Below are 22,069 nucleotides of genomic sequence, written 5' to 3'. Positions count from 1 at the left end.
CTGGTGCCCCGCGTTATCGTTGACGACCATCGCGAGCAGGCTCGCTCCTACATACAGGGAATGTGATTACAAGCTCAGGGTCCGGTTTGATGCCTTGATGAACTCCTGCTTCAACGCTTCAAACGTGTGCACCGCCGGGAACTGCGGGAACTGCGCAATCACGTTATCCGGCGCATGGAACAGAATCCCGGCATCGGCCTCGCCCAGCATCGTGGTGTCGTTGTAGGAATCCCCCGCCGCGATCACCCGGTAGTAGAGACTCTTGAAGGCCAGGACCGACTGACGCTTGGGATCTTTCTGACGCAGTTGATAGTCAGTGACTCGCCCAGTGTCGTCAGTAATCAGGCGATGGCAGAGCAAGGTCGGGAAGCCCAGCTGACGCATCAGCGGCTGGGAGAACTCATAGAAGGTGTCCGACAGGATCACCACCTGGAAGCGCTCGCGCAGCCAGTCGACGAACTCGATGGCGCCATCGAGCGGCTTGAGCGTGGCGATCACTTCCTGAATGTCGGAGAGCTTCAGGCCGTGCTCGTCGAGAATTCGCAGGCGCTGCTTCATCAGCACGTCGTAGTCGGGAATGTCCCGGGTAGTGGCCCTGAGGGATTCGATCCCGGTTTTTTCGGCGAAGGCGATCCAGATTTCCGGAACCAGCACACCTTCAAGATCCAGACAGGCAATTTCCACAAGACACTCCCATTTGTATTGATTATTGAGTCGAGCGAGCAAAAAGACTGCCGAACTCTAGCGATTCGGGCCTGCCTGCGCAACGCAGAGGATGCCCCGGCCCGTGCAGCTTTTTGTTACCATCGACCCCATATAGAGCGCCCAGCGCCACCGACCTGTAGGAAGCCGCCCTGATGAGCCCAACGTTCGACGTCGTGGAACTCGCCACGACCTATGCCAACAAATCCGCCCAGGACATTCTGAAACTCGCGTTTGCCGAGTTTGGCGATGACCTGTGGATATCTTTCAGCGGCGCCGAAGACGTGGTGCTGGTGGACATGGCCTGGAAGCTGAACAAGAACGTCAAAGTGTTCAGCCTCGACACCGGTCGCTTGCACCCCGAGACCTACCGCTTCATCGATCAGGTGCGCGAGCACTACAAGATCGACATCGAACTGGTGTCGCCGGACTACACGAAACTTGAGCCGTTCGTGAAGGAAAAAGGCCTGTTCAGCTTCTACAAGGACGGCCATGGCGAATGCTGCGGCATCCGCAAGATCGAACCGCTGCGCCGCAAGCTGTCAGGCGTGACGGCCTGGGCGACCGGCCAGCGTCGGGACCAGAGCCCCGGCACCCGCAGCGCCGTCGCGGTGATGGAAATCGACACCGCGTTCTCCACCCCGGAACGCACCCTGTACAAGTTCAACCCGCTGGCGCAAATGACCAGCGAAGAGATCTGGGGCTACATCCGCATGCTGGAGTTGCCGTACAACAGCCTGCACGAACGCGGTTTCATCAGCATCGGCTGCGAACCCTGCACCCGCCCGGTACTGCCGAACCAGCATGAGCGTGAAGGCCGTTGGTGGTGGGAAGAAGCGACGCAGAAGGAATGCGGGCTGCATGCGGGGAATATCATCAGCAAGTCGAAAGCGTAAATACCCCTGTAGGAGCGAGCTTGCTCGCGATAAACCCAAGAGCGCCATGGGGTGTCAGGAATACAGCGTTTTCATTGACGACCATCGCGAGCAAGCTCTCTCCCACAAAAATGTGTACACAGGAATGTCACCATCGGTGCCATTTATGTGTGCACTTTTCGTTTCTGCGCCCCCAAAAGTTACATCCCCCCGCCTGACGTACACCGCCATGTCCTCCTGAATCCCCTTCGTAAAATAAATACCTGTTCAATCGGTCAATTTAAATTGCCTATTTTTCAGTAATTTGGCGAAACGCCATAACAAAACGAAATGAGCAGCGCGTTTCATAGAACTGCCAGCTGGCACAGTTCTGGCTTAAGTGCATACATGTTTTGTATACAATCACTTCAAAACATACACACACTTTAGATCCGCAAGCCTGAAGCGCCCTATCCCGTACAGGCTGCAGATGCCCCGTAACCAATGATATTCGCCATCCGCGACGAAGATTTGTCGAGCCAACGCTCATGCACAGTCATCGCGATGTCGAGCATCAGGAGCCTGCCGGAATGCGTACTAGTCTCTCCAATAACAACATCGCGCTGGATCTACCCTCCTCCCATTCCATCCACACCGTCGACAATCAGGCGCATCACGCCCCCGTGGTGCTCAGCCCCCGATTGCACAACAAGGACCTGGCACCGACCAAGTCCGAAGGTCGGCGCTGGGGCCGCTACAGCATCTTTGCCCTGTGGACCAACGACGTGCACAACATTGCCAACTACTCGTTTGCCATAGGCTTGTACGCCTTGGGTCTGGGTGGCTGGCAGATTCTCCTGTCCCTGGGAATCGGTGCCGCGCTGGTTTACTTCTTCATGAACCTGTCTGGCTACATGGGCCAGAAAACCGGGGTGCCGTTTCCGGTCATCAGCCGGATCAGTTTCGGCATTCACGGTGCGCAGATTCCTGCATTGATCCGCGCCGTTATCGCCATCGCCTGGTTCGGTATCCAGACGTATCTTGCGTCCGTGGTCTTTCGCGTGTTGTTAACGGCGGTCCATCCCGGGTTCGCCGACTACGACCACGACTCGATCCTCGGCCTGTCGACCCTGGGCTGGGTGTGTTTCGTCGCGATCTGGTTCGTGCAACTGGCGATCCTGGCCTATGGCATGGAGATGGTGCGGCGCTACGAGGCATTTGCCGGCCCGGTGATTCTGCTGACCGTCGCCGCCCTTGCCGCGTGGATGTACACCCAGGCCGATGCGACCATCGCCTGGTCTATCCGTGAGCCGCTGACTGGCGGTGAGATGTGGCGCAACATCTTTGCCGGCGGCGCACTGTGGCTGGCGATCTACGGCACCTTGATCCTCAACTTCTGCGACTTTGCCCGTTCTTCGCCGTGCCGCAAAACCATCAAGGTCGGAAATTTCTGGGGCTTGCCGGTGAACATCCTGGTATTCGCCGGCATTACCGTCCTGCTGTGCGGCGCGCAATTTCAGATCAATGGCCGGATCATCGAAAGCCCGACCGAAATCATCGCCTCGATCCCCAACACCTTCTTCCTAGTGCTCGGCTGCCTGGCGTTCCTGATCGTCACCGTGGCGGTGAACATCATGGCCAACTTCGTCGCCCCGGCGTTCGTACTCAGCAACCTGGCGCCCAAGTACCTGACCTTCCGCCGCGCCGGCTTGATCAGCGCGACCATCGCTGTGCTGATCCTGCCGTGGAACCTCTACAACAGCCCGCTGGTGATCGTGTACTTCCTGTCCGGCCTCGGTGCCCTGCTCGGCCCGTTGTACGGGGTGATCATGGTCGACTACTGGCTGGTACGCAAAGGCCGGATCAACGTGCCGCAGTTGTACAGCGAAGACCCTGACGGCGCGTATTACTACAGCCGCGGTGTCAATTTGCGCGCGGTGGCGGCGTTCATTCCTGCAGCGTTGATCGCCATCGTCCTGGCATTGGTACCGGGCTTCCACAGCGTATCGCCATTCTCCTGGCTGATTGGTGCCGGTATCGCCGGGATGCTCTACCTGATCATCGCCAAGCGCCAACCGCATTACGTCGATGTTAGCGGCGAAGCCATCGCGGTCGACAACGTCAGCCACTGATCCTGTCGCGGCCCGGCGTTGTCGGGCCGCAGAACCAACTGCAATAAGGACTCCCCATGCGCATTCTCGTGGTCAACGTCAACACCACCGAATCCATCACCCAGGCCATCGCCCGTTCGGCGCAGGCCGTCGCGTCACCCGGCACGGAAATCGTCGGCCTCACCCCGCACTTCGGTGCCGACTCCATCGAAGGCAATTTCGAGAGTTACCTGGCGGCCATCGCGGTCATGGACCGGGTGATGTCCTACGACCAGCCGTTCGACGCCGTGATCCAGGCCGGTTATGGCGAACACGGCCGTGAAGGCTTGCAGGAACTGCTCAATGTGCCGGTGGTGGATATCACCGATGCCGCCGCCAGCACAGCCATGTTTCTCGGTCACGCCTATTCCGTGGTCACCACCCTCGACCGCACCGTGCCGCTGATCGAAGATCGCCTCAAGCTCTCCGGCCTCTGGGATCGTTGCGCCTCGGTACGGGCCAGTGGTTTGGCAGTACTGGAACTGGAACACGAACCGCAGCGCGCACTGGAGGCCATCGTCCATCAGGCCGAACTGGCGGTGACCCAGGACAAGGCCGAAGTGATTTGCCTGGGCTGCGGCGGCATGGCCGGGCTGGACGAGCAGATTCGCCGACGTACCGGGGTACCGGTGGTGGATGGGGTGACGGCGGCGGTGACCATTGCCGAATCATTGGTGCGACTGGGGCTGTCGACATCGAAGGTGCGGACTTATGCGACGCCACGGCCGAAAAACATCATTGGTTGGCCGGGGCGGTTTGCCCGGTAGACCGCGGCGCCCCCTTCGCGAGCAAGCCCGCTCCCACACTGGATCTCCGTTGAATACAGATATTGTGTCTACAACAGATCAAATGTGGGAGCGGGCTTGCTCGCGAAGGAGGCAACTCGGACCTGAGCCTGACTCAAACCGCACTGAACCTCTGCCCCAACCCTCTCTCGACAAACTGCTCAATGACAAACTCGACAAACGCCCGGGTCTTGCCCGGCAGCAGTTTGTGTTCGGCGTAATAGATGGAGGTGTAGCCGTCGTCGATGTACCAATCCGGCAGCACCCGCTGCAGCCTGCGCGACTCCAGATAGCCCGCGGCAAACGGCATGCTCACCAGCGCAATGCCCAGACCCTGCGCGGCCGTGGCGCAGGCGGCCTCGGAATCGCTCATGGTCATCCGCGCCTTGAGCGTCAACGGGCTGTGTTGCTGATTGCGATGGGTCAACTGCCAGGAGCGTACCCGACCGGTCTGCGGTGAGCGGATCAGAATCCCGTCATGGTGCTTGAGGTCATCCGGCTCGCTGATCGCTGCATGTGTCTCCAGGTAGTCCTGCGTAGCCACCAACACCCGATGCGCCGGACTCAACCGGCGTGCCACCACGCCCTGGGGCAATTCGAAGCCGCCGCCGATGGCCGCGTCGAAACCCTGCCCGATCAGATCGACCTGGCGGTTGTCGAAGTGCCAGTCCGGGTTGATCGCCGGGAATCGCCGCAGAAACTCGCCGAGCATCGGCACAATGTACAGGCAGCCAAATACTGTCCCCATGCTGACTTTCAAGGTGCCCGCCGGCTGCCCTCCGGCGCTGGCGAGATTGGCCACGGCATTCTGGATCGTGTGCAGGCTGCCGCTGACTTCGCCGAGAAACAACTGACCGGCTTCCGTCAGGGTCAGGCTGCGAGTGCTGCGCTGGAACAATCTGACACCCAGGCGCGCCTCGAGCTTGGCAACGCTCTTGCCCACCGCCGCCGGTGTCAGGCTCAAGCGCCGCGCCGCCTCAGCAAAGCTGCCGACCTCGGCACTGCGCACAAAGCATTCGATACTGCTGAAGGTTTCCATAAGCGCCACTATAAACTTCTGGTTTACACAGACTATCGTAACTATGGTCTACACAGCACGTAATCCTGAATCGATACTAGCCTCCATCAACCGGGACATCTCGCCTCGGGACTTGGAGATCGATATGACTACTCAGAACCTCAGCGGCAAAGTGGCCTTGATTCAAGGTGGTTCCCGCGGCATCGGCGCAGCCATCGTCAAGCGCCTGGCTGCTGAAGGCGCCACCGTTGCCTTCACCTACGTCAGCTCCACGGCCAAAGCCGAAGAACTGCAAGACAGCATCACCGCCAAGGGCGGCAAGGCCCTGGCCATCAAGGCCGACAGCGCCGACGCCGACGCCATCCGCGGTGCCGTGTCCGCCACGGTAGAAGCCTTCGGTCGCCTGGATATCCTGGTCAACAATGCTGGGGTACTGGCGGTCGCACCGCTGGCCGAGTTCAAACTCGAAGACTTCGACCAGACCCTGGCCATCAACGTGCGCAGCGTGTTCATCGCCACCCAGGCCGCCGCCAGACACATGACCGAAGGCGGTCGCATCATCAATATCGGCAGCACCAACGCAGACCGCATGCCCTTCGCCGGTGGTGGCCCGTACGCCATGAGCAAGTCGGCGCTGGTCGGCCTGACCAAAGGCCTGGCCCGTGATCTCGGCCCGCAAGGCATCACCATCAATAACGTGCAACCGGGCCCGGTCGACACCGACATGAATCCGGCCGAAGGTGACTTTGCGGAAAGCCTGATCCCGTTGATGGCCGTGGGCCGTTACGGCAAGGCCGAAGAGATCGCCAGCTTCGTCGCCTACCTTGTCAGCCCTGAAGCAGGCTATATCACGGGGGCCAGCCTGACCATCGACGGTGGTTTCGGCGCCTGATGCGTTAAACGCAAACCCAATGTGTGCGGGCTTGCTCGCGAAAGCGGTGAATCAGACAACATCAATGTTGCCTGGCACACCGCCTTCGCGAGCAAGCCCGCTCCCACATTTGCCAGAGTCGACCCGTCTTTTTAGCTAGGCCCATTCCAGCGCTGGCAAACCAAAAGCACTCGGCACAAACGCCTTCAGCGTACGAAGAATGCCATCGGCGTGTGCGTACCTGGCATCTGCCATTGCCGCATCCGGAATCGCAATTGCCGTCATCCCTGCCGCTTTCGCCGCAGTGACGCCGAAGGGCGAATCCTCGAACACCAGGCAGTCTTGCGGTGCAACACCCAGGCGCCGCGCCGCCGTCAGGAAAATATCCGGTGCTGGTTTGGCCGCGCCCACCTCGGCGTCATCGGCGGTGACGATAAAGTCGAACAAGGCGAACCAGTCGCGGTGCAATGTGGTTTTCTGGCCGAACGACTGGCTCGAAGAACTGGTGCCTACGGCAATGGGAATGTTGTTGGCCTTCAGATGCCGTACCAGTTCCTGTGCACCGGGCATTGCCTGCGCTGTAGGAAAACGCTCGCGCATCAGCGGCTCGCGGATCACCAGAAACTCTTGTGCCGTAATCGGCAAGTCCAGCGCTTCAACCACATAGCGCGCCAGATCGCCCGCGCCCCGGCCAATGATGTTCTGTTTGATGCTCCAATCGAACGTCCGGCCGTAACGCGCGGCAATGATAGAGGTGACTTCGGTGTAGATGCCTTCTGTGTCCAGCAACAAGCCGTCCATATCGAAAATCACGGCCTTGATCGGGCCGAATGCTTTCAGTGGTGCATTCATCGCATCTGATCCGTTTTCTAAGGCATCCCCGACAGCTCAGGTACGGCCGATGCCCTTGGATTAAAGGATTCAGCAGCATAGCGAGCGCCGCCGGTCTAGAGCAATGATGAAATCCCGATCGGCGCCGAATGACCCTCCGCGATTTAGCGAATCGCCCTACAGCAAGCGCCACCCTTTCCCGACTTCTTTCCTCGCCGATCCCCCGCAGAGTTTCGCGCTCCACATTCCGCCAAGCGAAAGACAGCAGATGTTCGATCCCCAAGAGGTATTGGCATGCCCCGCCAGCGGTCCCCTGATACTTTGCCCCGGCAGGCATGAACGCCACGAGGACGTCTCCAGACAGGCGAAAAACCCCAATGGTGTCAGTATCGACACCGCCGAGCGAACCGCCACCCACAACGGCCCGGTGTCGATGGTTACCGGTGAAGAACTGCTGACCCTGACCGATGGCACCCTCGACGGAATCCTGCCTTTCGACTTCACCCGCCTCTATCGCACCAGTGCCGTCGAAATCGACAGCGGCCTCGGTTTTGGCTGGAGCCATTCGCTGTCCCAGCACCTGGAACTCCACAGCGAGCGGGTGCTGTGGATCGACCCCGAAAACCGCCGCACGCCCTTTCCACGGCCGACGGCGGTGCGCCCGGTGATCCACAACAGCCTGTCGTGGGCGGCGATTTACCTCGGCGAAGAGCCGGACGAACTGATCCTCGCCCTGGCCGGCCACCGCGCGCGGTTCTACCACTTTCATGACGGCCGGCTCAGCACGATCAGCGATGCCTACGGCAATCGCCTGACGGTGCAGCGGGACCGCTGTGACCGGATCCAACGCCTGGACAACGGCGCCGACCGCGCCTTATTGCTGCGTTACGACGTCAAGCACCTGGTGGCCGTCGACTATCAGGTGTTTCAGCGCGGCGACTGCGAGGCAAACACCTGGCGCACCGAACAGACACTGGTCAGCTACCGCTACGACGCCCGCCGGCGCTTGATCGAGGCAACCAACGCCGCAGGTGAAAGCGAGCGCTATGACTACGACGAGCGGCACGTCATCCTGCAACGGCAACTGGCCGGCGGCGCGAGTTTCTTCTGGGCGTGGGAACGCTCTGGCAAGGCAGCCCGCTGCATCCATCATTGGGCATCGTTTTCGCAAATGGAGGCACGTTACGCCTGGGACGATAAAGGCTGTGTGACAGTGAACAACGCCGACGGTAGCGAAGAGGTTTACGTTCATGACAACCGCGCACGCCTGGTACGCCAGGTCGGGACCGACGGCGGTGAGTTGCACAAGGCCTACGACGATCAGGGTCGCCTGATCGCCGAGCAGGACGCCCTCGGCGCCGTCACCGAATACCATTATGACGAAGCCGGCCGGTTGATCGCGCGGCGTGCGCCCGATGAGGCGCCCATGACCTGCAACTATCGGCACGGTTTCCTGCGCACCCTCACCCGTGGTCAGGCGACCTGGACCTGTCAGCGCAATGCTCAGGGCGACATCACTGCTGTTTCCGATCCCGACGGGCAGATCACCCGCTATTTCTACGACCCCAAGGGGCGCTTGCTGACAATCCGATTCCCCGATCAGAGCGGTCACCGGTTTGTCTGGAACGCCTTGGGGCAACTGTTGGAGGAGACCTTGCCGGACGGTGCCCAGCGCGCTTTTTCCTACGATGTGCTGGGCCGGCGGATTACCCGGCAGGACGAACACGGTGCCGTCACCGGCTATGAGTGGGACGCCGTGGGTCGACTGACCAGGATCACGCTGCCCACCGGTGCCTGCCGTGCCTATCGCTACAACGCCTACGGCCAGGTCACCGCCGAAACCGACGAACTGGGACGGGTAACCCGTTACGAATACGCCGACGACCTGCACTTGGTCAGCCGTCGGATCAACCCCGACGGCAGCACGCTGAAGTACGGCTACGATCATGCGCAACTGTTGCTCACCGAGATCGAAAACGAGGTCGGCGACACCTATCGGCTGGACTACACGCCTGGCGGATTGATCCGACAGGAAACCGGCTTTGATGGCCGTCGTACCACCTATGCGTATGACGGTAATGGTCAGTTGCTGAAAAAAACCGAGTTCGGCGACGACGGTTCGCAACTCGTCACACAATACCAACGCGACAGCGCCGGGCGCTTGTTGCTCAAGACCCTGCCCGACGGGATCAAAGTCGAGTACCACTACGACAACTCAGGACGACTGGTTCGCGTCGATGACGGTCAGGGCCATCCGCTGGCGTTCGAATACGACCGCCAGGGCCGGCTGATCACCGAACATCAGGGCTGGGGCACCCTGCGTTACGACTACAATGCCTGCGGTCGGCTCAAGCGGCTGCACCTTCCGGACGACAGTGTCCTTCTCTACCACCATGCCAAGGGGGGCGCCCTCACTGCCATCGATCTCAATGGCACGCGCCTGACCTGCCACCGTTTTGTCGGCGGGCGCGAACGGCAACGCCAACAGGGCCTGCTGCTCAGCGATTACGCCTACGACGAGCAAGGCCGCTTGCAGGTCCATTGCGTCAGCCAAAAGCAACGAACGCTGTATCGCCGCGAGTATGCCTACAGCGCCAAGGGCAATCTCCTGCAGATTGCCGACAGCCGTCACGGCCAACGCCACTATCAATACGATGCGTTCGACCGCCTGACCGGCGTACGCCACGACCGCGATCCGTTCGCGGAGAGCTTCACCCATGATCCGGCCGGCAATCTGCTGATCCGTGGCCGTCCAGGCCCGCTCGTGCTCCAGGGCAACCGTCTGCACCGCCATTGCAACAGCCTCTACGACTACGACGCCTTCGGCAACCTGATCCGCGAACGCCGCGGCATGCCGCCCCAAGTCACCCAATACACCTATGACAGCCAGCACCGCCTGATCAGCGTCAGCACCCCGGACGGTAAAAGTGTCAGCTACCGCTACGACGCCTTCGGTCGGCGCATCCGCAAAACCGTCGACAGCCAGACCACGCAGTTTTTCTGGCAAGGCGACCAGCTCATCGCCGAAAGCGCTCCCGAGCACTACCGCAGCTACGTTTACGAACCCGGCAGCTTCCGCCCGCTGGCGCTGCTTGACGGAAAAGGCCCGGCAGACGCCTGCCCGCTCTACTACCAACTCGACCACCTCGGTACCCCGCAGGAACTGACCAACTACGGCGGCGCTATCGTCTGGTCGGCCAAATACACCGCCCACGGCAAACTTCGTGAAGTGAGCCAGGGCGACGGCGAACGACTCAAACAGCCTCTACGGTTTCAGGGACAATACTTCGACGCCGAGAGCGGCCTGCACTACAACCGTCATCGCTACTACCATCCCGACATTGGTCGTTATCTGACGCTGGATCCGGTCATGCTGGCCGGTGGGTTGAACCCGTATCGGTACACCCGGAACCCGACGGGGTGGGTGGCTCCATTGGGATTGGGCGGGAATTGCCCGCAGGAGAACAAGCCGGGATGCTCGGTGCCGTATGAGCAAGGAAAGGCAAGGGTTGATGAGGGAGAGCCTGATGCGCCCTCTCCAAAACCTTCGAATAAATACGGGTATTGCGGAGACTCACTAGAGCCCCGGGGGGCTTTTTAACCGGATTCCCCCCTCGGAGCAACACTTTAAAGAAGCAATCGGGACCCGGGGCTCTTCACTGTCGCTTTGTAATAGCTGGCTCACCCGCGCCATCGTCCCGATCTTCTGGATTGGCCTCTATATCATCGTCGTCGCTCGGAACCTGCTCCACACCTGCATCATCATCGTCCGGTGGTCGTTGGTCGCGGCGCAAGGAATCGGTAGGCGACGGCAGCGGATACTCCGGTGTTTCATCAACGTCGGGGACTTTCCGATCAGTGTTCATATCGCACCTCTCGTGTGACCTGAAGTGCAGGCCACGACCTGGCGAGGATCGGGCGATGGACGCGTTCGATCAGCTGGACAACCGGTCAATCCGACAGCACGATTCGATCAGTCCTCGTCCTCTTCCTCATCCTCAAACTCGATATTCCCCACATCGCCCGCATCATCAGCATCGTTAAGCGGCACCGTCGCATCGTCCATCAGCGATCCCGGATCTTCATTGCCGGGATCGTTTATAGATGGCTGTGCGCTCGGACCCTTTTCTTCCTTGCCTTCGCTTTTCGCAGTCATGGGATGCCTCGCTCAACTAGTGATGCTTATTGTGGTGCTTGTTGTGGTGCTTGTTCGAATGTTTATGTCCGCCACCGGAATGGGAGTGGCCGCTATCACTCCCCAGATCATTGCCGACCGCACCACCGGCTGCACCGCCAAGACCGGCACCGATAGCCGATCCGGTCGAACCGCCAAGACTGTTGCCGATCACTGATCCACCCGCCGCGCCCAAACCACCGCCTACCGCAGCTTCGGTGCGACTGCGCTTTGGCGCGGCAATGGCACTACCGGCCGCGCCGCCGACTCCGGCACCGACGGCCGCACCCGTGCTGCCACCCACCTGGCCACCGACAACATTGCCCAGCACCCCACCAAGACCACCGCCCACTGCGGCATCTCCATTACCTCCCGCCAGCGCCACCTGAGAAACCAACAATCCAAAAACAATCGCAGGCAACATCAATCGCCGAGCACTCTGGCTTACGGTTTTTTTGTCGTTGGTTTTCGGGTTCATGGCACGCCTCACATTCTTCAAGGGAGTATGGAAGATTTGAGCCATTGCGGCGTAAAACGTTCATAAATGAAAAAGCCCGGCATCAAGCCGGGCTCTTTTCAAATCTGGATCAGGATCAGTGACGCTTGTGACCATTGGCCAGGTTGCTGCCCACGCCGCCGCCCAATGCACCGCCCAGGCCCGCACCGATGGTGGCACCGGACTTGCCGCCGAGGCTATTGCCGATCACCGAACCACCGGCCGCGCCGACACCGCCACCGATAGCAGCGCTGGTGCGATGACCTTTTTTGGCGGCAACTGCGCTGCCTGCCGCGCCAGCGACGCCCGCACCAATCGCGGCGCCAGTGCTGCCGCCCATCTTCTGGCCGACGACGTTACCCAATGCGCCGCCCAAGCCACCGCCCAGCGCGGCAGTGCCGTCACCAGCCATTGCACCTTGAGCAACCAGAAGCCCCAGAACCAGAGCGGGCAGTGTTAAACGCATGACAAAAACCTCAAAAATAGGGGGTACACAAAAGGGGGCGAGATTGAATGCTTTTGCGCGGATAAAGTCCAGCACACCGGTCCAACTTCGCGATTGGCGAGGGTTGGACAGCGTTTACCGAAAAGGTTTTATCGCGGACAAAAAAAAGCCCGCTGGGGAAACGGGCCAGGTGTTGCTTTCTAACGGATGAGTCGAGATTACGGAGGGTGTTGTGAAAAGTTCGTGAAAGATCCCCCCCTTCAAAAAAATTGTCATAAAACTTTTCGAGCATGAAAAAACCCGCTCTATGACGGGGTCTACCTGACGTTCGATTACTTCCTGACCGGCGCTGTCACCTTGGGTAAAAATTTGCCCTTCAGTACCCGGCACGCCCTGGTCTTGATCTTGTCGACCTCAGTCTGGTCCTCGCCGAAACTGGCCACATACTGGGTCTGACCACACCGCACGGAGTTGTTGATCGGAAACTCTGCGCCATCGTCCTCGATATACGGATCAACCATCTCTCCACCCTTTTCAAAAAGCGCGATCGACAGCGGCAAGCCCTTTGCCTGAAGGAATATCGATCGCCAAGGTTTTTGAGACTAGACGGTCACTAACGGACCTGCCGTTCGGATTTCCCCGTGACCGACGAATGGCTTCTCACCTTTTACCTCAACTTGACCGCAGTCCCGGTCACAAACACCACGACCATCCCTCCCTTTCCGGCCGGCATGCTGATCTCATAATCAAGCCCGACCACCGCGTCCGCCTGAAGCGCCTGAGCCCGCTCCTTGATCTCATCGGTGGCCTGAATGCGTGCTTCCTTCAACGCTCGCTCCAGTGTCTGGGAACGCCCGCCGAAAAAGTCGCGCATCCCGGCAAACACGTCGCGGACAACGTTGATCCCTTGCACCGACTCGGCGCTGACGATGTCCAGGTAGGCGGTAATTTGCCGGCCTTCGATGGACTGGGTCGTGGTGATGATCATGGGTGTTCCTTCCTGTTCAGATAGTCAGCCAACGCGTCAAACGCCGGCAAAGTGACGGGATCATTGGCCGAGTTGCTGGCCACCGGATGGGATGCGTAGCGGACGATGACCATCTCGGCCTTCGGGTCGACATAAATGCGCTGCCCATGGACCCCACGCGCCATGAATGCCCCGCCTTCCTTGCTCGTCACCCACCACATAGACCGGTAACTCCAGTCTTTGAGCAATGTGTAACCCGCCTTGGCGAAAGCCTGCTTATCGCCGCCGCCACGGATATCGTCGATCACTGCCTCTGGCACTATCTGGTGGCCGTTGAACCGACCGCCGTTACGCAGCATCTCGCCAAAACGCGCCAGATCCCGCAACCCCGTATTCAGGCCACCACCGGCGAACGGCGTGCCGATGGAGTCCACTGTGAAATAGCCGTCCTGCTCGGCACCCAACCGGCTCCAGATGTTCTCCGACAGCAGTTGCGCAACATTGCGGCCGGTGGCGCGGGCAATGACCCAGCCCAACACGTCGGTGTTGACGGTTTTGTAGGCAAACGCTTTGCCGTGCTCGCCTTGCGGTTGCACCGTCTGCAAAAACTCGTAGTAACTGCGCGGTCCCTCATAACCCTTGGGTTTGGGCAACGGGTTGCCTGCCCGGGCATGGGCCCAGACTTCGGCATCCGGGTCCGCGTAGTCCTCGCTGTATTTGAGGCCCGTGGTCATGTCGAGCACCTGCCGTACCGTGGCGCTGCCAAACGCAGAATCCGCCAGTTCCGGTACATATTCGGCAACCCGCTTGTCAGCATCGATGCGCCCCTGCGCCACCAACATGGCACCCAGCGTGCCGACCAGGGACTTGGTCACTGACATTGCGGCGTGCTGGCCGTCCGGCTTCAACACGCCGAAGTAACGTTCGTAGACAACTTTCCCGCGGTGCATCACCACAATGCCATCGGTGTACGTGGCCGCGAGGGATTGCTCCCACGTCATCGGCGCCTTGGCGCCAAGCGGGACAAAACTGATCCCGTCGATATCTTTGCGTAGCACTGTCTCCAGAGGAACCGGAGCACCCAGGCCGCGTGAAACGTTGATCGTCGGCATCAGTTGCCGGAAATTCGAAACACTCCAGCGCATTGCCGGGAACTGGAAATAGCTGCCGTCTTCAAAGCGCACGGTGCGATCAGCGGAGGGTGGCGAACCGACCATCCAGCCAAGTTTGGCCGGGTCACTGGCTTGGGCGTCGGGAAAAGTCGCAGGGGCGGATGCGAGGGCCAGTGATGACGTGGCAACTATCGACACAGCCGCGATGAGCCTGGCTGCGCCGCGAAAACTGGCGCGAGGATAGAGCATGATGTCGATTCCGTTCGAAGAGTTTGAGCAGTCTACAGCCGGATCGGCTTATTCACTGCTTAAGCATGCGCCTCGCGATCAAGAACATCAGCAACCCACTGATTGATACTTTTGTGGGCTAACTGAGCTTTCACAGCTACCGTCGCGTGAAGGGCTGGGGCCAGGCGCAGACTGAGATGGCCTGAATAGGGCTTCTGTGGGGTGCGGCCGAGTTTGGCGCAAGTCTCCAGATAATCGGTGACGGCCTCTTCGAATGCGGTGCGAAGTTCTTTGACTGACTCGCCGTGAAACCCGACAACATCCTTGATGCCCGCAATGTGGCCGACGAACAGGCCGTCTTCGTCGCTGTACTCGATTCGGGCTGAGTAGCCGTTGTAGTTCATTACGTTCACGGGGTAACTCCTGCTTGCTCAAGGAAAGCCCGGGCGTCACGCACCTGGTAGGGCTTGGCTTCTTTGTCGGGGTGGGGCCGATGAAAAGTGGCCACCACGCCATTCAGTTCAAAACGTACTCGCGATCCATTGCCTTCGATGGTTCTTGCCCCTGCAGCGCCGAACAAAGATTCGATGCGTGACCACTCCATGATGGCCGGGGCTGGTCTTGAAAATACGGTTTTGAGGGTGCTGAGCTGTTTATTATTCATGGTATTATATCATGATACCGCACAGGGTTTAGCAACCGCGAATGACATCGCTGATGCGTGGGAGAAACCTCTAACGCGTGCTTAAAAAAACGCCGCTTATCCAGAACAGGAAAGCGGCGTTTTTCGTGTGGAACCGTTTGTTTTGCAAGGCAGGCAGGATATCGGGGTGACTCTCGCCGGGGTTGTAGGCAATTTCCGAGAGTTGCGTAAAGCCTTACGCTTGCTGCGTTTTTAGCTGGCCACTACCTTGCTGGTCTTAACCTGGGCGGGACACCCTTAAGTGGATCTGTATAGATACTCCCTAAGAAGACTGCATTTTTATAATCACTTCGCACGAAAGGAGACGGTTGACCGAAAGCAGGCATTAGCGAGATAGGTACTTGTCTGATGCTCTCACTCATATCGTGCGAGCTAGAACACCCCATAAATCATCTGCGTTCCCACTTTGTTCACATACGGCCCTTTTTCAGACGCCAAAAACCACAAACCCCCGACTTTCTCTAGGAAAATCAGGGGTTTGTGTTTGCAGAATGTGGCGGTGAAGGAGAGATTCGAACTCTCGATACAGTTTCCTGTATACACACTTTCCAGGCGTGCTCCTTAAGCCACTCGGACACTTCACCGTATCTCTTCAAACATGTTCTGTCTGTCGAGGCGCGCTAATGTAGTCGAAAGCTTTTCCGATGGCAAACATTTTTTTCAGAATTTTCATGCGGTTAACGCGATTCAGCGTTTCCGGTCGTTCCCGGCCATGGCAAACCGGCCAATCTCCGGCTTCGTGCCCTCTTCTATATAGAGGGGAATGCGCAGCAGGCACGGCGGGCTGCGCCTGACGGGCGGGCAAAGGGTGACTGGCGGGTCAGTCACGGCGCTTTACCTGGCTTGCGGCGGTGGGTAACGTCTGCCCAACTTTATTGAAAGGAATAGCGTCATGAGTGAGTTGATTTCCTACCATCTCGAAGACGGTATCGCGACCCTGACCCTGAGCAATGGCAAGGTCAATGCCATCTCCCCGGATGTGATTGCCGAGTTCAACGCTGCGCTGGATCGGGCAGTGGCTGATCGTGCGGTGGTGATCATTACCGGCCAGCCGGGCATTCTCTCTGGCGGTTATGACCTGAAGGTGATGACGGCCGGTCCTAGAGAGGCCGTGGCGCTGGTGACCGCCGGTTCGACCCTGGCCCGCCGCCTGCTGTCGCACCCCTTCCCGGTGATCGTGGCGTGCCCGGGGCACGCGGTGGCCAAGGGCGCGTTCCTGCTGTTGTCGGCTGACTATCGCATCGGCGTTGAAGGTGCGTTCAGCATTGGCCTGAACGAAGTGCAGATCGGCATGACCATGCACCACGCGGGCATCGAGATTGCCCGTGACCGCCTGAACAAAGTGGCGTTGCAGCGTTCGGTGGTCAACGGCGAGATGTTCAATCCACAAGGCGCCGTGGCGGCCGGCTTCCTCGATGTCGTGGTCTCGCCTGAAGAACTGCAAGGCGCGGCACTGGCGGCGGCTCGTCAGTTGAAGAAGATCAACATGACCGCGCACAAGAACACCAAATTGAAAGTGCGCAAAGCGCTGCTGGAGGTCCTGGACAACGCGATCATCCAGGATCAGGAGCATTTGGGCTAAGCCCGGATCTGCTGCAACGAAAAGCCCGACCGTCGTGTCGGGCTTTTTCATACATGTCTGTGTTAAACGTCTGTGACCGCTCTAGACCGCATCTGACCAAACAGTCGGAAACATCAGCTCAAACATCCTCCATCTCCCACTTCCCTGGGAGCAATTGCCGAAAACAGTGCACATCCGTACACTGCGCCACCTTTTGTCCCGGTGGGGCCTGTAAATGCTGTTTTTGTGCCGTATGTCATTGATGGGCCTGCACTTTATCGTGGCGGGTGTGCTGGGGGTGATGCTCGGCCTGTGCCGGCCGTTCAATCCGGACAACAGCCGCCTGTGCGCACGCCTGTACGCATGGCCGGCCATGTGCATTTTGCGTTTGCGAGTGAAGGCCGAAGTCGGGCCGTTGATGGATAAACCCGACAGCTGCGTGATCATCGCCAATCACCAGTCCAACTATGACCTGTTTGTGTTTGGCAACGTGGTGCCCCGTCGTACCGTGTGCATCGGCAAAAAGAGCCTGAAGTGGGTGCCGCTGTTCGGGCAGTTGTTCTGGCTGGCCGGCAATGTGCTGATCGACCGTGGCAATGCGCAAAAGGCACGCAAGTCGATGTTGACCACCACCCACACCCTGCAAAACAAAGACACCTCGATCTGGGTTTTCCCGGAAGGCACGCGCAACCTGGGTGAGGACTTGCTGCCCTTCAAGAAAGGCGCCTTTCAGATGGCGATTGCCGCCGGGGTGCCGATTGTCCCGGTGTGCGTCAGCAGTTACGTCAAACACATGCGGTTGAACCGCTGGCGCAGCGGGAAAATTCTGATTCGCTCGTTGCCGGCGATTCCCACCGCCGGATTGAGCCTGGACGACATGCCCCTGCTGATCGCCCAGTGCCGCGAGCAGATGCGTGAATGCATCGAATCGATGGACCGGCAACTGCAAGCTGCCTGAAAAAGAAACCCGCCTGGTGCGGGTTTTCTTTTGCCTGCGCGTCTTTGCCCAGAACTCGGCAGATTTAACTGACTCTCAAACACTGCAAGGCTAAGCTGATCCACACTGCCAATGCATTCGTTGCCAATTGAAAGCTGCCAAAAGAAGTGAACCACCATCATGGGTAGAGTTGTTGCTGCTGCGGTTTATAGCGCCGGTAAGAGAGTCACTGATATCAGCCTTGACGAAGGCGCAGCCTGGGCTGCAAAGCCCGGGCACTTTGTCTGGATCGGCCTCGAAGAGCCGAACGCCGAGGAGCTCTACAATCTGCAACGCCAGTTCAACCTGCACGAACTGGCCATCGAAGACGCCCTGGAAAAGCACAGCCGACCGAAGCTGGAAACCTTCGGCGATGCGCTGTTCATCGTGACGTATTCGCCCATCCGCCATGAGGGCAAACTCGAGTTCATCGAGACGCATATCTTTGCCGGCAATGGCTACATCATTACTGCGCGCAACGGTCACTCCGCGTCCTACGCCCATGTCCGCCAGCGCTGTGAGGCGCGTCCGCTATTGCTTGAGCATGGGGAAGATTTCGTACTCTATGCCATCCTCGATTTCGTGATCGAAAACTACCAGCCGATGGGCGAAGCCATTCACGGGGAAATCGATGAGTTGGAGCGCAACGTGTTGTGCGGCTCGCTCAATGACTACGACATCCAGAAGCTACATGGCCTGCGTCGTGATGTTTTGCGCTTGCGTCGCTATGTGGCACCGATGATTGAGATCGGGGAGGAATTGCAGAGGCTGAGCTTCCCGTTCATCGACAAGAACATGCGCCCGTACTTTCGCGATGTGCAGATTCATGTAACGCGGCAGATGGAAGACCTGACGACGCTGGCGGATATTGCCAGCCAGACAATTGAGGTCGGGGTGCTGTTGGAGGCCTCTCGCCAGAGCGTGGTGCAACGCAAGTTTGCGGCCTGGGCGGCGATTCTGGCCTTCCCGACGGCAGTGGCGGGGATCTACGGGATGAACTTCCAGAACATGCCGGAGCTGAGCTGGCACTACGGGTATTTCGGGGTGCTGGGTTTTATTACGGTGGGTTGTCTGGGGTTGTGGGCGAGCTTCAAGAAATCGGGGTGGCTGTAGGAGCGAGCCTGCTCGCGAAAAACCCGAGAGCACCGCGGGCTGTCAGGTTTGGCGCGTTATCGTTCACGACCATCGCAAGCAGGGCTCGCGCCTACAGGTTTTAAACAGCTGTTGGCTTGTGCGCGACAAACCGCATCATCCACTCGGCAACCGTGGTGCCGTGGTGTTCCTGGTCCAGGCTCGCGATACCTTTGGAGTAGACCTGCTCGCCCAGTGCCTGCTGGCGAATTTCCAGCAGGGCACGGGAGTAGTCGTGGATGAATTCCGGATGCCCCTGGAAGCACAGCACCTGATCGTTGATGTGGTAGGCGGCAAACGGGCAGAAGTCGCTGGAAGCGATAACCGTGGCGTTCTCCGGCAGCGACGTGACCTGGTCCTGGTGGCTGATCAGTAGCGTCAATTCTTCGCGCACCGGGTTCATCCACGGCGCCTTGGCGGCCAATTTGTAATTGTGGGTGCCGACGCCCCAGCCCTGGGTCGCACGCTCGCTCTTGCCACCGAGCAGCAACGCCAGCAACTGATGACCGAAGCAAACGCCCAGCAGCTTGTCGCCGCGCTCGTAGCGGGTCAGCAGATATTTCTTGAGGGTTTCGATCCACGGGTCGGTGCCGAAAGAGTCGGCCTTGCTGCCCGTCACCAGGTAGGCGTCGAACGTCAGGTCGTCGCTTGGGTACTCACCCTGCACCACGTTGTAGACCGTGAACTCGGCGGCAATCGGCTGCTGCGAAAACAGGTGTTTGAACATCTGCCCGTAGCCCTGATATTGGTCAACCAATTCCGGACGCAGGTGGTCGGTTTCCAGAATGCAGATGCGTAACGACATAAAAAATACCTGACACGTGATGGGAATAATGCACACCCCAGAGCCTGCCTTGAAACGCTGTGACAAGGCAAGCCCCGAAATGCATCATCTCCCCCTTAGAACGCCTCCCCTTTGGCGGCCTTCTCCAGCAGCAAAGCGGGAGGCGCGAACCGCTCGCCATACTGTGTGGCCAGATACTGGGCTCGGGCCACAAAGTCCTGCACGCCGTACTGGTTGATGAACTGCAGCGCACCGCCGGTCCAGGCGGCGAAACCGATGCCGAAGATCGAGCCAATGTTGGCATCCGCCGTCGAGGTCAACACCCCCTCCTCCACACAGCGCACGGTTTCGATGGCTTGCACGAACAGCAGGCGATCACGCACGTCCTTGGGCGAAATCTGCCCGTCGGCTTTCTCGAAGCGGGTTTTCAACTCAGGCCACAGGTGTTTCTGGCCGCCCGCCGGATACTCGTAGAAACCTCCACCGCCAGCCTTGCCCGGACGTTTGAACTCATTGAGCAACAAGTCAATCACGGTAAATGCCGGGTGTTCTGTCAGCGGCTTGCCTTCTGCTTGCAGGTCCTTGGCCGTTTGCAGGCGAATATGGTTCATCAGGCTGAGGGAAACTTCGTCAGAGATCGCCAGCGGTCCTATCGGCATGCCGGCCTTGCGCGCTTCAGTCTCGATCATCGCCGCGCTCACGCCCTCACCCAGCATGGCAATGCCTTCATTGGTGAAGGTGCCGAACACCCGCGACGTGAAGAAACCGCGGCTGTCATTGACCACAATCGGGGTTTTCTTGATTTGCAGGACGTAATCGAAGCCGCGGGCCAGGGTTTCATCGCTGGTGTTGGCGCCCTTGATGATTTCCACCAGCGGCATTTTTTCCACGGGGCTGAAAAAATGCAGGCCGATGAACTTGCTCTGATCGGGCACGGCACACGCCAGGCCGCTGATCGGCAAGGTCGAGGTGTTGGAGGCGATCACCGCGTCCGCGCCGACGACCTTCTGCGCCGCCAACGAGACTTTGGCCTTCAAATCCCGATCCTCGAACACGGCCTCGATGATCAGGTCGCAACCGGCCAGGTCGGCATCGCTTTCGCTGGTTTGAATGCGTGACAGAACGGTGTCGCGTTGCTCGATGCTTATTTGTCCGCGAGCAACCTTCTTGTCCAGCAGCGCCGCCGAATGCGCCTTGCCCTTCTGCGCCGCCGCGAGGTTGATGTCCTTGAGCACCACATCGATCCCCGCCGACGCACTGACAAACGCAATACCGGCGCCCATCATCCCGGCGCCGAGCACGCCGACCTTGCGGGTGACATAAGGTGCAAAGCCTTGAGGCCGCGAGCCGCCGGCATTGATTTCGTTGAGCTGGAACCAGAACGTGCCAATCAGGTTTTTCGAGACCTGGCCGGTGGTCAGTTCGGTGAAGTAACGGGTTTCGATCAAGTGCGCCGTGTCGAAGTCCACCTGGGCGCCCTCGACCGCTGCGCAGAGGATTTTCTCCGGCGCGGGCATCGTGCCCTGGGTTTTGCTGCGCAGGATCGAAGGCGCAATCGCCAGCATCTGCGCAACTTTCGGGTTTGACGGTGTGCCGCCCGGAATCTGGTAACCCTTCACGTCCCAGCGCTGCACCGCCGCTGGATTGGCCAGAATCCACGTCCGCGCCTTGGCCAACAAGTCTTCGTGATCGGTCGCCAGCGCGTCGATCAATCCTGCCTGCAATGCCTGTGGTGGCCGCACTTTCTTGCCTTCAAGCAAATAAGGCAGGGCTTTTTCCAGGCCGAGCATGCGCACCATGCGCACCACGCCTCCGCCGCCTGGCAGCAGACCAAGGGTGACTTCCGGCAGGCCGAGTTGCACCGACGGGTGGTCCAGCGCCACGCGGTGATGGCAGGCCAGGCAGATTTCCCAGCCGCCGCCCAGTGCGGCGCCATTGATCGCCGCGACCACAGGCTTGCCGAGGGTTTCCAGGGCGCGCAACTGGCCCTTGAGGCTCAGCACCATGTCGTAGAAGGCCTTGGCCTGGGGTTTGCCAACCTTGATCAGCTCGTTGAGATCGCCGCCAGCGAAAAATGTCTTCTTGGCCGAGGTGATAATCACACCGGCGATGCTGTCCTTGTCGGCCACCAGGCGCGTAACGCAGTCCGCCATGGCTTCGCGGTACACCGCGTTCATGGTGTTGGCACTCTGGCCCGGCATGTCGATGGTCAGGACGACGATCTGGTCCTGGTCTTTTTCGTAACGAATGGCTTCGCTCATAACTGGGTTCCTTGATGTCC

The 22,069-nt window shown here is 59.4% G+C and carries 22 protein-coding genes, 1 tRNA gene and 2 pseudogenes; 8 read left to right on the top strand and 17 right to left on the bottom strand.

The window, feature by feature from the left end:
• Window positions 1-66: 66 nt before the first annotated feature.
• The gene (thrH, locus tag PspS34_RS08415) at window positions 67-684 is read right to left on the bottom strand and encodes a bifunctional phosphoserine phosphatase/homoserine phosphotransferase ThrH (protein WP_057715714.1); all 618 of its coding nucleotides are present in this window, start codon (window positions 682-684) and stop codon (window positions 67-69) included.
• A 173-nt stretch (window positions 685-857) separates the two neighbouring features.
• On the opposite strand from thrH, the gene PspS34_RS08410 reads away from it, so the two are divergent.
• Window positions 858-1,598 carry a phosphoadenylyl-sulfate reductase gene (locus PspS34_RS08410; RefSeq protein WP_057715715.1) on the top strand — a complete coding sequence of 247 codons (741 nt, stop codon included), beginning with the start codon at window positions 858-860 and terminating at the stop codon, window positions 1,596-1,598.
• Window positions 1,599-1,602: 4 nt separating this feature from the next.
• On the opposite strand, the pseudogene PspS34_RS28480 reads toward PspS34_RS08410, so the two are convergent.
• A pseudogene (locus PspS34_RS28480) lies at window positions 1,603-1,683 on the bottom strand (potassium-transporting ATPase subunit C); the annotation flags it as partial.
• A gap of 463 nt (window positions 1,684-2,146) precedes the next feature.
• On the opposite strand from PspS34_RS28480, the gene PspS34_RS08405 reads away from it, so the two are divergent.
• Window positions 2,147-3,688 (top strand): NCS1 family nucleobase:cation symporter-1, encoded by a 1,542-nt coding sequence (locus PspS34_RS08405; protein WP_057715716.1) that lies wholly within the window; start codon window positions 2,147-2,149, stop codon window positions 3,686-3,688.
• A gap of 56 nt (window positions 3,689-3,744) precedes the next feature.
• On the top strand, window positions 3,745-4,473 hold the full coding sequence (locus tag PspS34_RS08400; protein WP_007988885.1) for an aspartate/glutamate racemase family protein: 729 nt from the start codon (window positions 3,745-3,747) through the stop codon (window positions 4,471-4,473).
• Window positions 4,474-4,606: 133 nt separating this feature from the next.
• Here the strand turns inward: PspS34_RS08400 and PspS34_RS08395 are convergent, their stop codons facing one another.
• The gene (locus PspS34_RS08395) at window positions 4,607-5,530 is read right to left on the bottom strand and encodes a LysR family transcriptional regulator (protein ID WP_159389559.1); all 924 of its coding nucleotides are present in this window, start codon (window positions 5,528-5,530) and stop codon (window positions 4,607-4,609) included.
• A 124-nt stretch (window positions 5,531-5,654) separates the two neighbouring features.
• On the opposite strand from PspS34_RS08395, the gene PspS34_RS08390 reads away from it, so the two are divergent.
• Entirely contained in the window at window positions 5,655-6,401 is a 747-nt protein-coding gene (locus PspS34_RS08390; RefSeq protein ID WP_151213299.1) for a 3-oxoacyl-ACP reductase family protein, read from the top strand.
• A 135-nt stretch (window positions 6,402-6,536) separates the two neighbouring features.
• Here the strand turns inward: PspS34_RS08390 and PspS34_RS08385 are convergent, their stop codons facing one another.
• Window positions 6,537-7,232, bottom strand: a complete 696-nt coding sequence (locus PspS34_RS08385; RefSeq protein WP_057715719.1) for an HAD-IA family hydrolase — start codon at window positions 7,230-7,232, stop codon at window positions 6,537-6,539.
• Between the two features lie 247 nt (window positions 7,233-7,479).
• Here PspS34_RS08385 and PspS34_RS08380 point away from each other — a divergent pair, with 247 nt between their 5' ends.
• Complete coding sequence (locus tag PspS34_RS08380) at window positions 7,480-10,812, top strand: RHS repeat-associated core domain-containing protein (protein WP_159389558.1); 3,333 nt, start codon at window positions 7,480-7,482, stop codon at window positions 10,810-10,812.
• 55 nt (window positions 10,813-10,867) lie between these two features.
• Here the strand turns inward: PspS34_RS08380 and PspS34_RS08375 are convergent, their stop codons facing one another.
• The 10 genes from PspS34_RS08375 to PspS34_RS08330 form a co-directional block, all read right to left on the bottom strand.
• The gene (locus PspS34_RS08375) at window positions 10,868-11,077 is read right to left on the bottom strand and encodes a hypothetical protein (protein WP_159389557.1); all 210 of its coding nucleotides are present in this window, start codon (window positions 11,075-11,077) and stop codon (window positions 10,868-10,870) included.
• A gap of 107 nt (window positions 11,078-11,184) precedes the next feature.
• Window positions 11,185-11,367 carry a hypothetical protein gene (locus PspS34_RS08370; protein ID WP_150812361.1) on the bottom strand — a complete coding sequence of 61 codons (183 nt, stop codon included), beginning with the start codon at window positions 11,365-11,367 and terminating at the stop codon, window positions 11,185-11,187.
• A 16-nt stretch (window positions 11,368-11,383) separates the two neighbouring features.
• On the bottom strand, window positions 11,384-11,863 hold the full coding sequence (locus PspS34_RS08365; RefSeq protein ID WP_150812360.1) for a YMGG-like glycine zipper-containing protein: 480 nt from the start codon (window positions 11,861-11,863) through the stop codon (window positions 11,384-11,386).
• A gap of 115 nt (window positions 11,864-11,978) precedes the next feature.
• On the bottom strand, window positions 11,979-12,347 hold the full coding sequence (locus tag PspS34_RS08360) for a hypothetical protein (protein WP_007988063.1): 369 nt from the start codon (window positions 12,345-12,347) through the stop codon (window positions 11,979-11,981).
• A gap of 311 nt (window positions 12,348-12,658) precedes the next feature.
• On the bottom strand, window positions 12,659-12,847 hold the full coding sequence (locus PspS34_RS08355; RefSeq protein WP_057716647.1) for a hypothetical protein: 189 nt from the start codon (window positions 12,845-12,847) through the stop codon (window positions 12,659-12,661).
• A gap of 146 nt (window positions 12,848-12,993) precedes the next feature.
• A complete protein-coding gene (locus PspS34_RS08350) occupies window positions 12,994-13,314 on the bottom strand; it encodes a YbjQ family protein (RefSeq protein ID WP_057715723.1) in 321 nt (106 codons plus the stop codon).
• On the bottom strand, window positions 13,311-14,654 hold the full coding sequence (locus PspS34_RS08345) for a serine hydrolase (protein ID WP_154860697.1): 1,344 nt from the start codon (window positions 14,652-14,654) through the stop codon (window positions 13,311-13,313). The genes PspS34_RS08350 and PspS34_RS08345 overlap by 4 nt, the downstream gene beginning before the upstream one ends.
• 59 nt (window positions 14,655-14,713) lie before the next feature.
• On the bottom strand, window positions 14,714-15,046 hold the full coding sequence (locus PspS34_RS08340; RefSeq protein ID WP_150812359.1) for a type II toxin-antitoxin system HicB family antitoxin: 333 nt from the start codon (window positions 15,044-15,046) through the stop codon (window positions 14,714-14,716).
• Window positions 15,043-15,297, bottom strand: coding sequence for a type II toxin-antitoxin system HicA family toxin (locus PspS34_RS08335; RefSeq protein ID WP_154860698.1), 255 nt, complete (start codon window positions 15,295-15,297; stop codon window positions 15,043-15,045). Before PspS34_RS08335 ends, PspS34_RS08340 begins: the two co-directional genes overlap by 4 nt.
• A gap of 533 nt (window positions 15,298-15,830) precedes the next feature.
• Window positions 15,831-15,920 (bottom strand) — tRNA-Ser (locus PspS34_RS08330).
• Between the two features lie 308 nt (window positions 15,921-16,228).
• Here PspS34_RS08330 and PspS34_RS08325 point away from each other — a divergent pair.
• The 3 genes from PspS34_RS08325 (at window position 16,229) to PspS34_RS08315 (ending at window position 18,986) form a co-directional block, all read left to right on the top strand.
• Window positions 16,229-16,918 (top strand): crotonase/enoyl-CoA hydratase family protein, encoded by a 690-nt coding sequence (locus PspS34_RS08325; RefSeq protein ID WP_154860699.1) that lies wholly within the window; start codon window positions 16,229-16,231, stop codon window positions 16,916-16,918.
• Window positions 16,919-17,132: 214 nt separating this feature from the next.
• Window positions 17,133-17,855, top strand: a complete 723-nt coding sequence (locus tag PspS34_RS08320) for a 1-acylglycerol-3-phosphate O-acyltransferase (protein ID WP_057715729.1) — start codon at window positions 17,133-17,135, stop codon at window positions 17,853-17,855.
• Between the two features lie 159 nt (window positions 17,856-18,014).
• Complete coding sequence (locus tag PspS34_RS08315) at window positions 18,015-18,986, top strand: magnesium and cobalt transport protein CorA (protein ID WP_154860700.1); 972 nt, start codon at window positions 18,015-18,017, stop codon at window positions 18,984-18,986.
• On the opposite strand, the pseudogene PspS34_RS28865 reads toward PspS34_RS08315, so the two are convergent.
• The 3 genes and pseudogenes from PspS34_RS28865 to PspS34_RS08305 all read right to left on the bottom strand — a co-directional run.
• Window positions 18,982-19,059 (bottom strand): annotated as a pseudogene (locus PspS34_RS28865) (outer membrane lipoprotein carrier protein LolA); the annotation flags it as partial. The gene PspS34_RS08315 and the pseudogene PspS34_RS28865 overlap by 5 nt on opposite strands.
• A 27-nt stretch (window positions 19,060-19,086) precedes the next feature.
• Entirely contained in the window at window positions 19,087-19,809 is a 723-nt protein-coding gene (locus PspS34_RS08310) for an amidotransferase (protein WP_159389556.1), read from the bottom strand.
• A gap of 95 nt (window positions 19,810-19,904) precedes the next feature.
• Window positions 19,905-22,049 (bottom strand): 3-hydroxyacyl-CoA dehydrogenase NAD-binding domain-containing protein, encoded by a 2,145-nt coding sequence (locus PspS34_RS08305; RefSeq protein WP_159389555.1) that lies wholly within the window; start codon window positions 22,047-22,049, stop codon window positions 19,905-19,907.
• Window positions 22,050-22,069 lie beyond the last annotated feature (20 nt).

The organism is Pseudomonas sp. S34 (assembly GCF_009866745.1).
Taxonomy (GTDB): domain Bacteria; phylum Pseudomonadota; class Gammaproteobacteria; order Pseudomonadales; family Pseudomonadaceae; genus Aquipseudomonas; species Aquipseudomonas jessenii.
This window is presented reverse-complemented; position numbering and strand designations above follow the sequence as displayed.

Excerpts from the sequence above, each read along its gene's own strand:
- PspS34_RS08410 (WP_057715715.1), top strand. The coding sequence starts at position 858 with ATGAGCCCAACGTTCGACGTCGTGGAACTCGCCACGACCTATGCCAAC.
- PspS34_RS08405 (WP_057715716.1), top strand. The coding sequence starts at position 2,147 with ATGCGTACTAGTCTCTCCAATAACAACATCGCGCTGGATCTACCCTCC.
- PspS34_RS08400 (WP_007988885.1), top strand. The coding sequence starts at position 3,745 with ATGCGCATTCTCGTGGTCAACGTCAACACCACCGAATCCATCACCCAG.
- PspS34_RS08395 (WP_159389559.1), bottom strand. The coding sequence starts at position 5,530 with ATGGAAACCTTCAGCAGTATCGAATGCTTTGTGCGCAGTGCCGAGGTC.
- PspS34_RS08390 (WP_151213299.1), top strand. The coding sequence starts at position 5,655 with ATGACTACTCAGAACCTCAGCGGCAAAGTGGCCTTGATTCAAGGTGGT.
- PspS34_RS08385 (WP_057715719.1), bottom strand. The coding sequence starts at position 7,232 with ATGAATGCACCACTGAAAGCATTCGGCCCGATCAAGGCCGTGATTTTC.
- PspS34_RS08380 (WP_159389558.1), top strand. The coding sequence starts at position 7,480 with ATGTTCGATCCCCAAGAGGTATTGGCATGCCCCGCCAGCGGTCCCCTG.
- PspS34_RS08375 (WP_159389557.1), bottom strand. The coding sequence starts at position 11,077 with ATGAACACTGATCGGAAAGTCCCCGACGTTGATGAAACACCGGAGTAT.
- PspS34_RS08370 (WP_150812361.1), bottom strand. The coding sequence starts at position 11,367 with ATGACTGCGAAAAGCGAAGGCAAGGAAGAAAAGGGTCCGAGCGCACAG.
- PspS34_RS08365 (WP_150812360.1), bottom strand. The coding sequence starts at position 11,863 with ATGAACCCGAAAACCAACGACAAAAAAACCGTAAGCCAGAGTGCTCGG.
- PspS34_RS08360 (WP_007988063.1), bottom strand. The coding sequence starts at position 12,347 with ATGCGTTTAACACTGCCCGCTCTGGTTCTGGGGCTTCTGGTTGCTCAA.
- PspS34_RS08355 (WP_057716647.1), bottom strand. The coding sequence starts at position 12,847 with ATGGTTGATCCGTATATCGAGGACGATGGCGCAGAGTTTCCGATCAAC.
- PspS34_RS08350 (WP_057715723.1), bottom strand. The coding sequence starts at position 13,314 with ATGATCATCACCACGACCCAGTCCATCGAAGGCCGGCAAATTACCGCC.
- PspS34_RS08345 (WP_154860697.1), bottom strand. The coding sequence starts at position 14,654 with ATGCTCTATCCTCGCGCCAGTTTTCGCGGCGCAGCCAGGCTCATCGCG.
- PspS34_RS08335 (WP_154860698.1), bottom strand. The coding sequence starts at position 15,297 with ATGAATAATAAACAGCTCAGCACCCTCAAAACCGTATTTTCAAGACCA.
- PspS34_RS08325 (WP_154860699.1), top strand. The coding sequence starts at position 16,229 with ATGAGTGAGTTGATTTCCTACCATCTCGAAGACGGTATCGCGACCCTG.
- PspS34_RS08320 (WP_057715729.1), top strand. The coding sequence starts at position 17,133 with ATGCTGTTTTTGTGCCGTATGTCATTGATGGGCCTGCACTTTATCGTG.
- PspS34_RS08315 (WP_154860700.1), top strand. The coding sequence starts at position 18,015 with ATGGGTAGAGTTGTTGCTGCTGCGGTTTATAGCGCCGGTAAGAGAGTC.
- PspS34_RS08310 (WP_159389556.1), bottom strand. The coding sequence starts at position 19,809 with ATGTCGTTACGCATCTGCATTCTGGAAACCGACCACCTGCGTCCGGAA.
- PspS34_RS08305 (WP_159389555.1), bottom strand. The coding sequence starts at position 22,049 with ATGAGCGAAGCCATTCGTTACGAAAAAGACCAGGACCAGATCGTCGTC.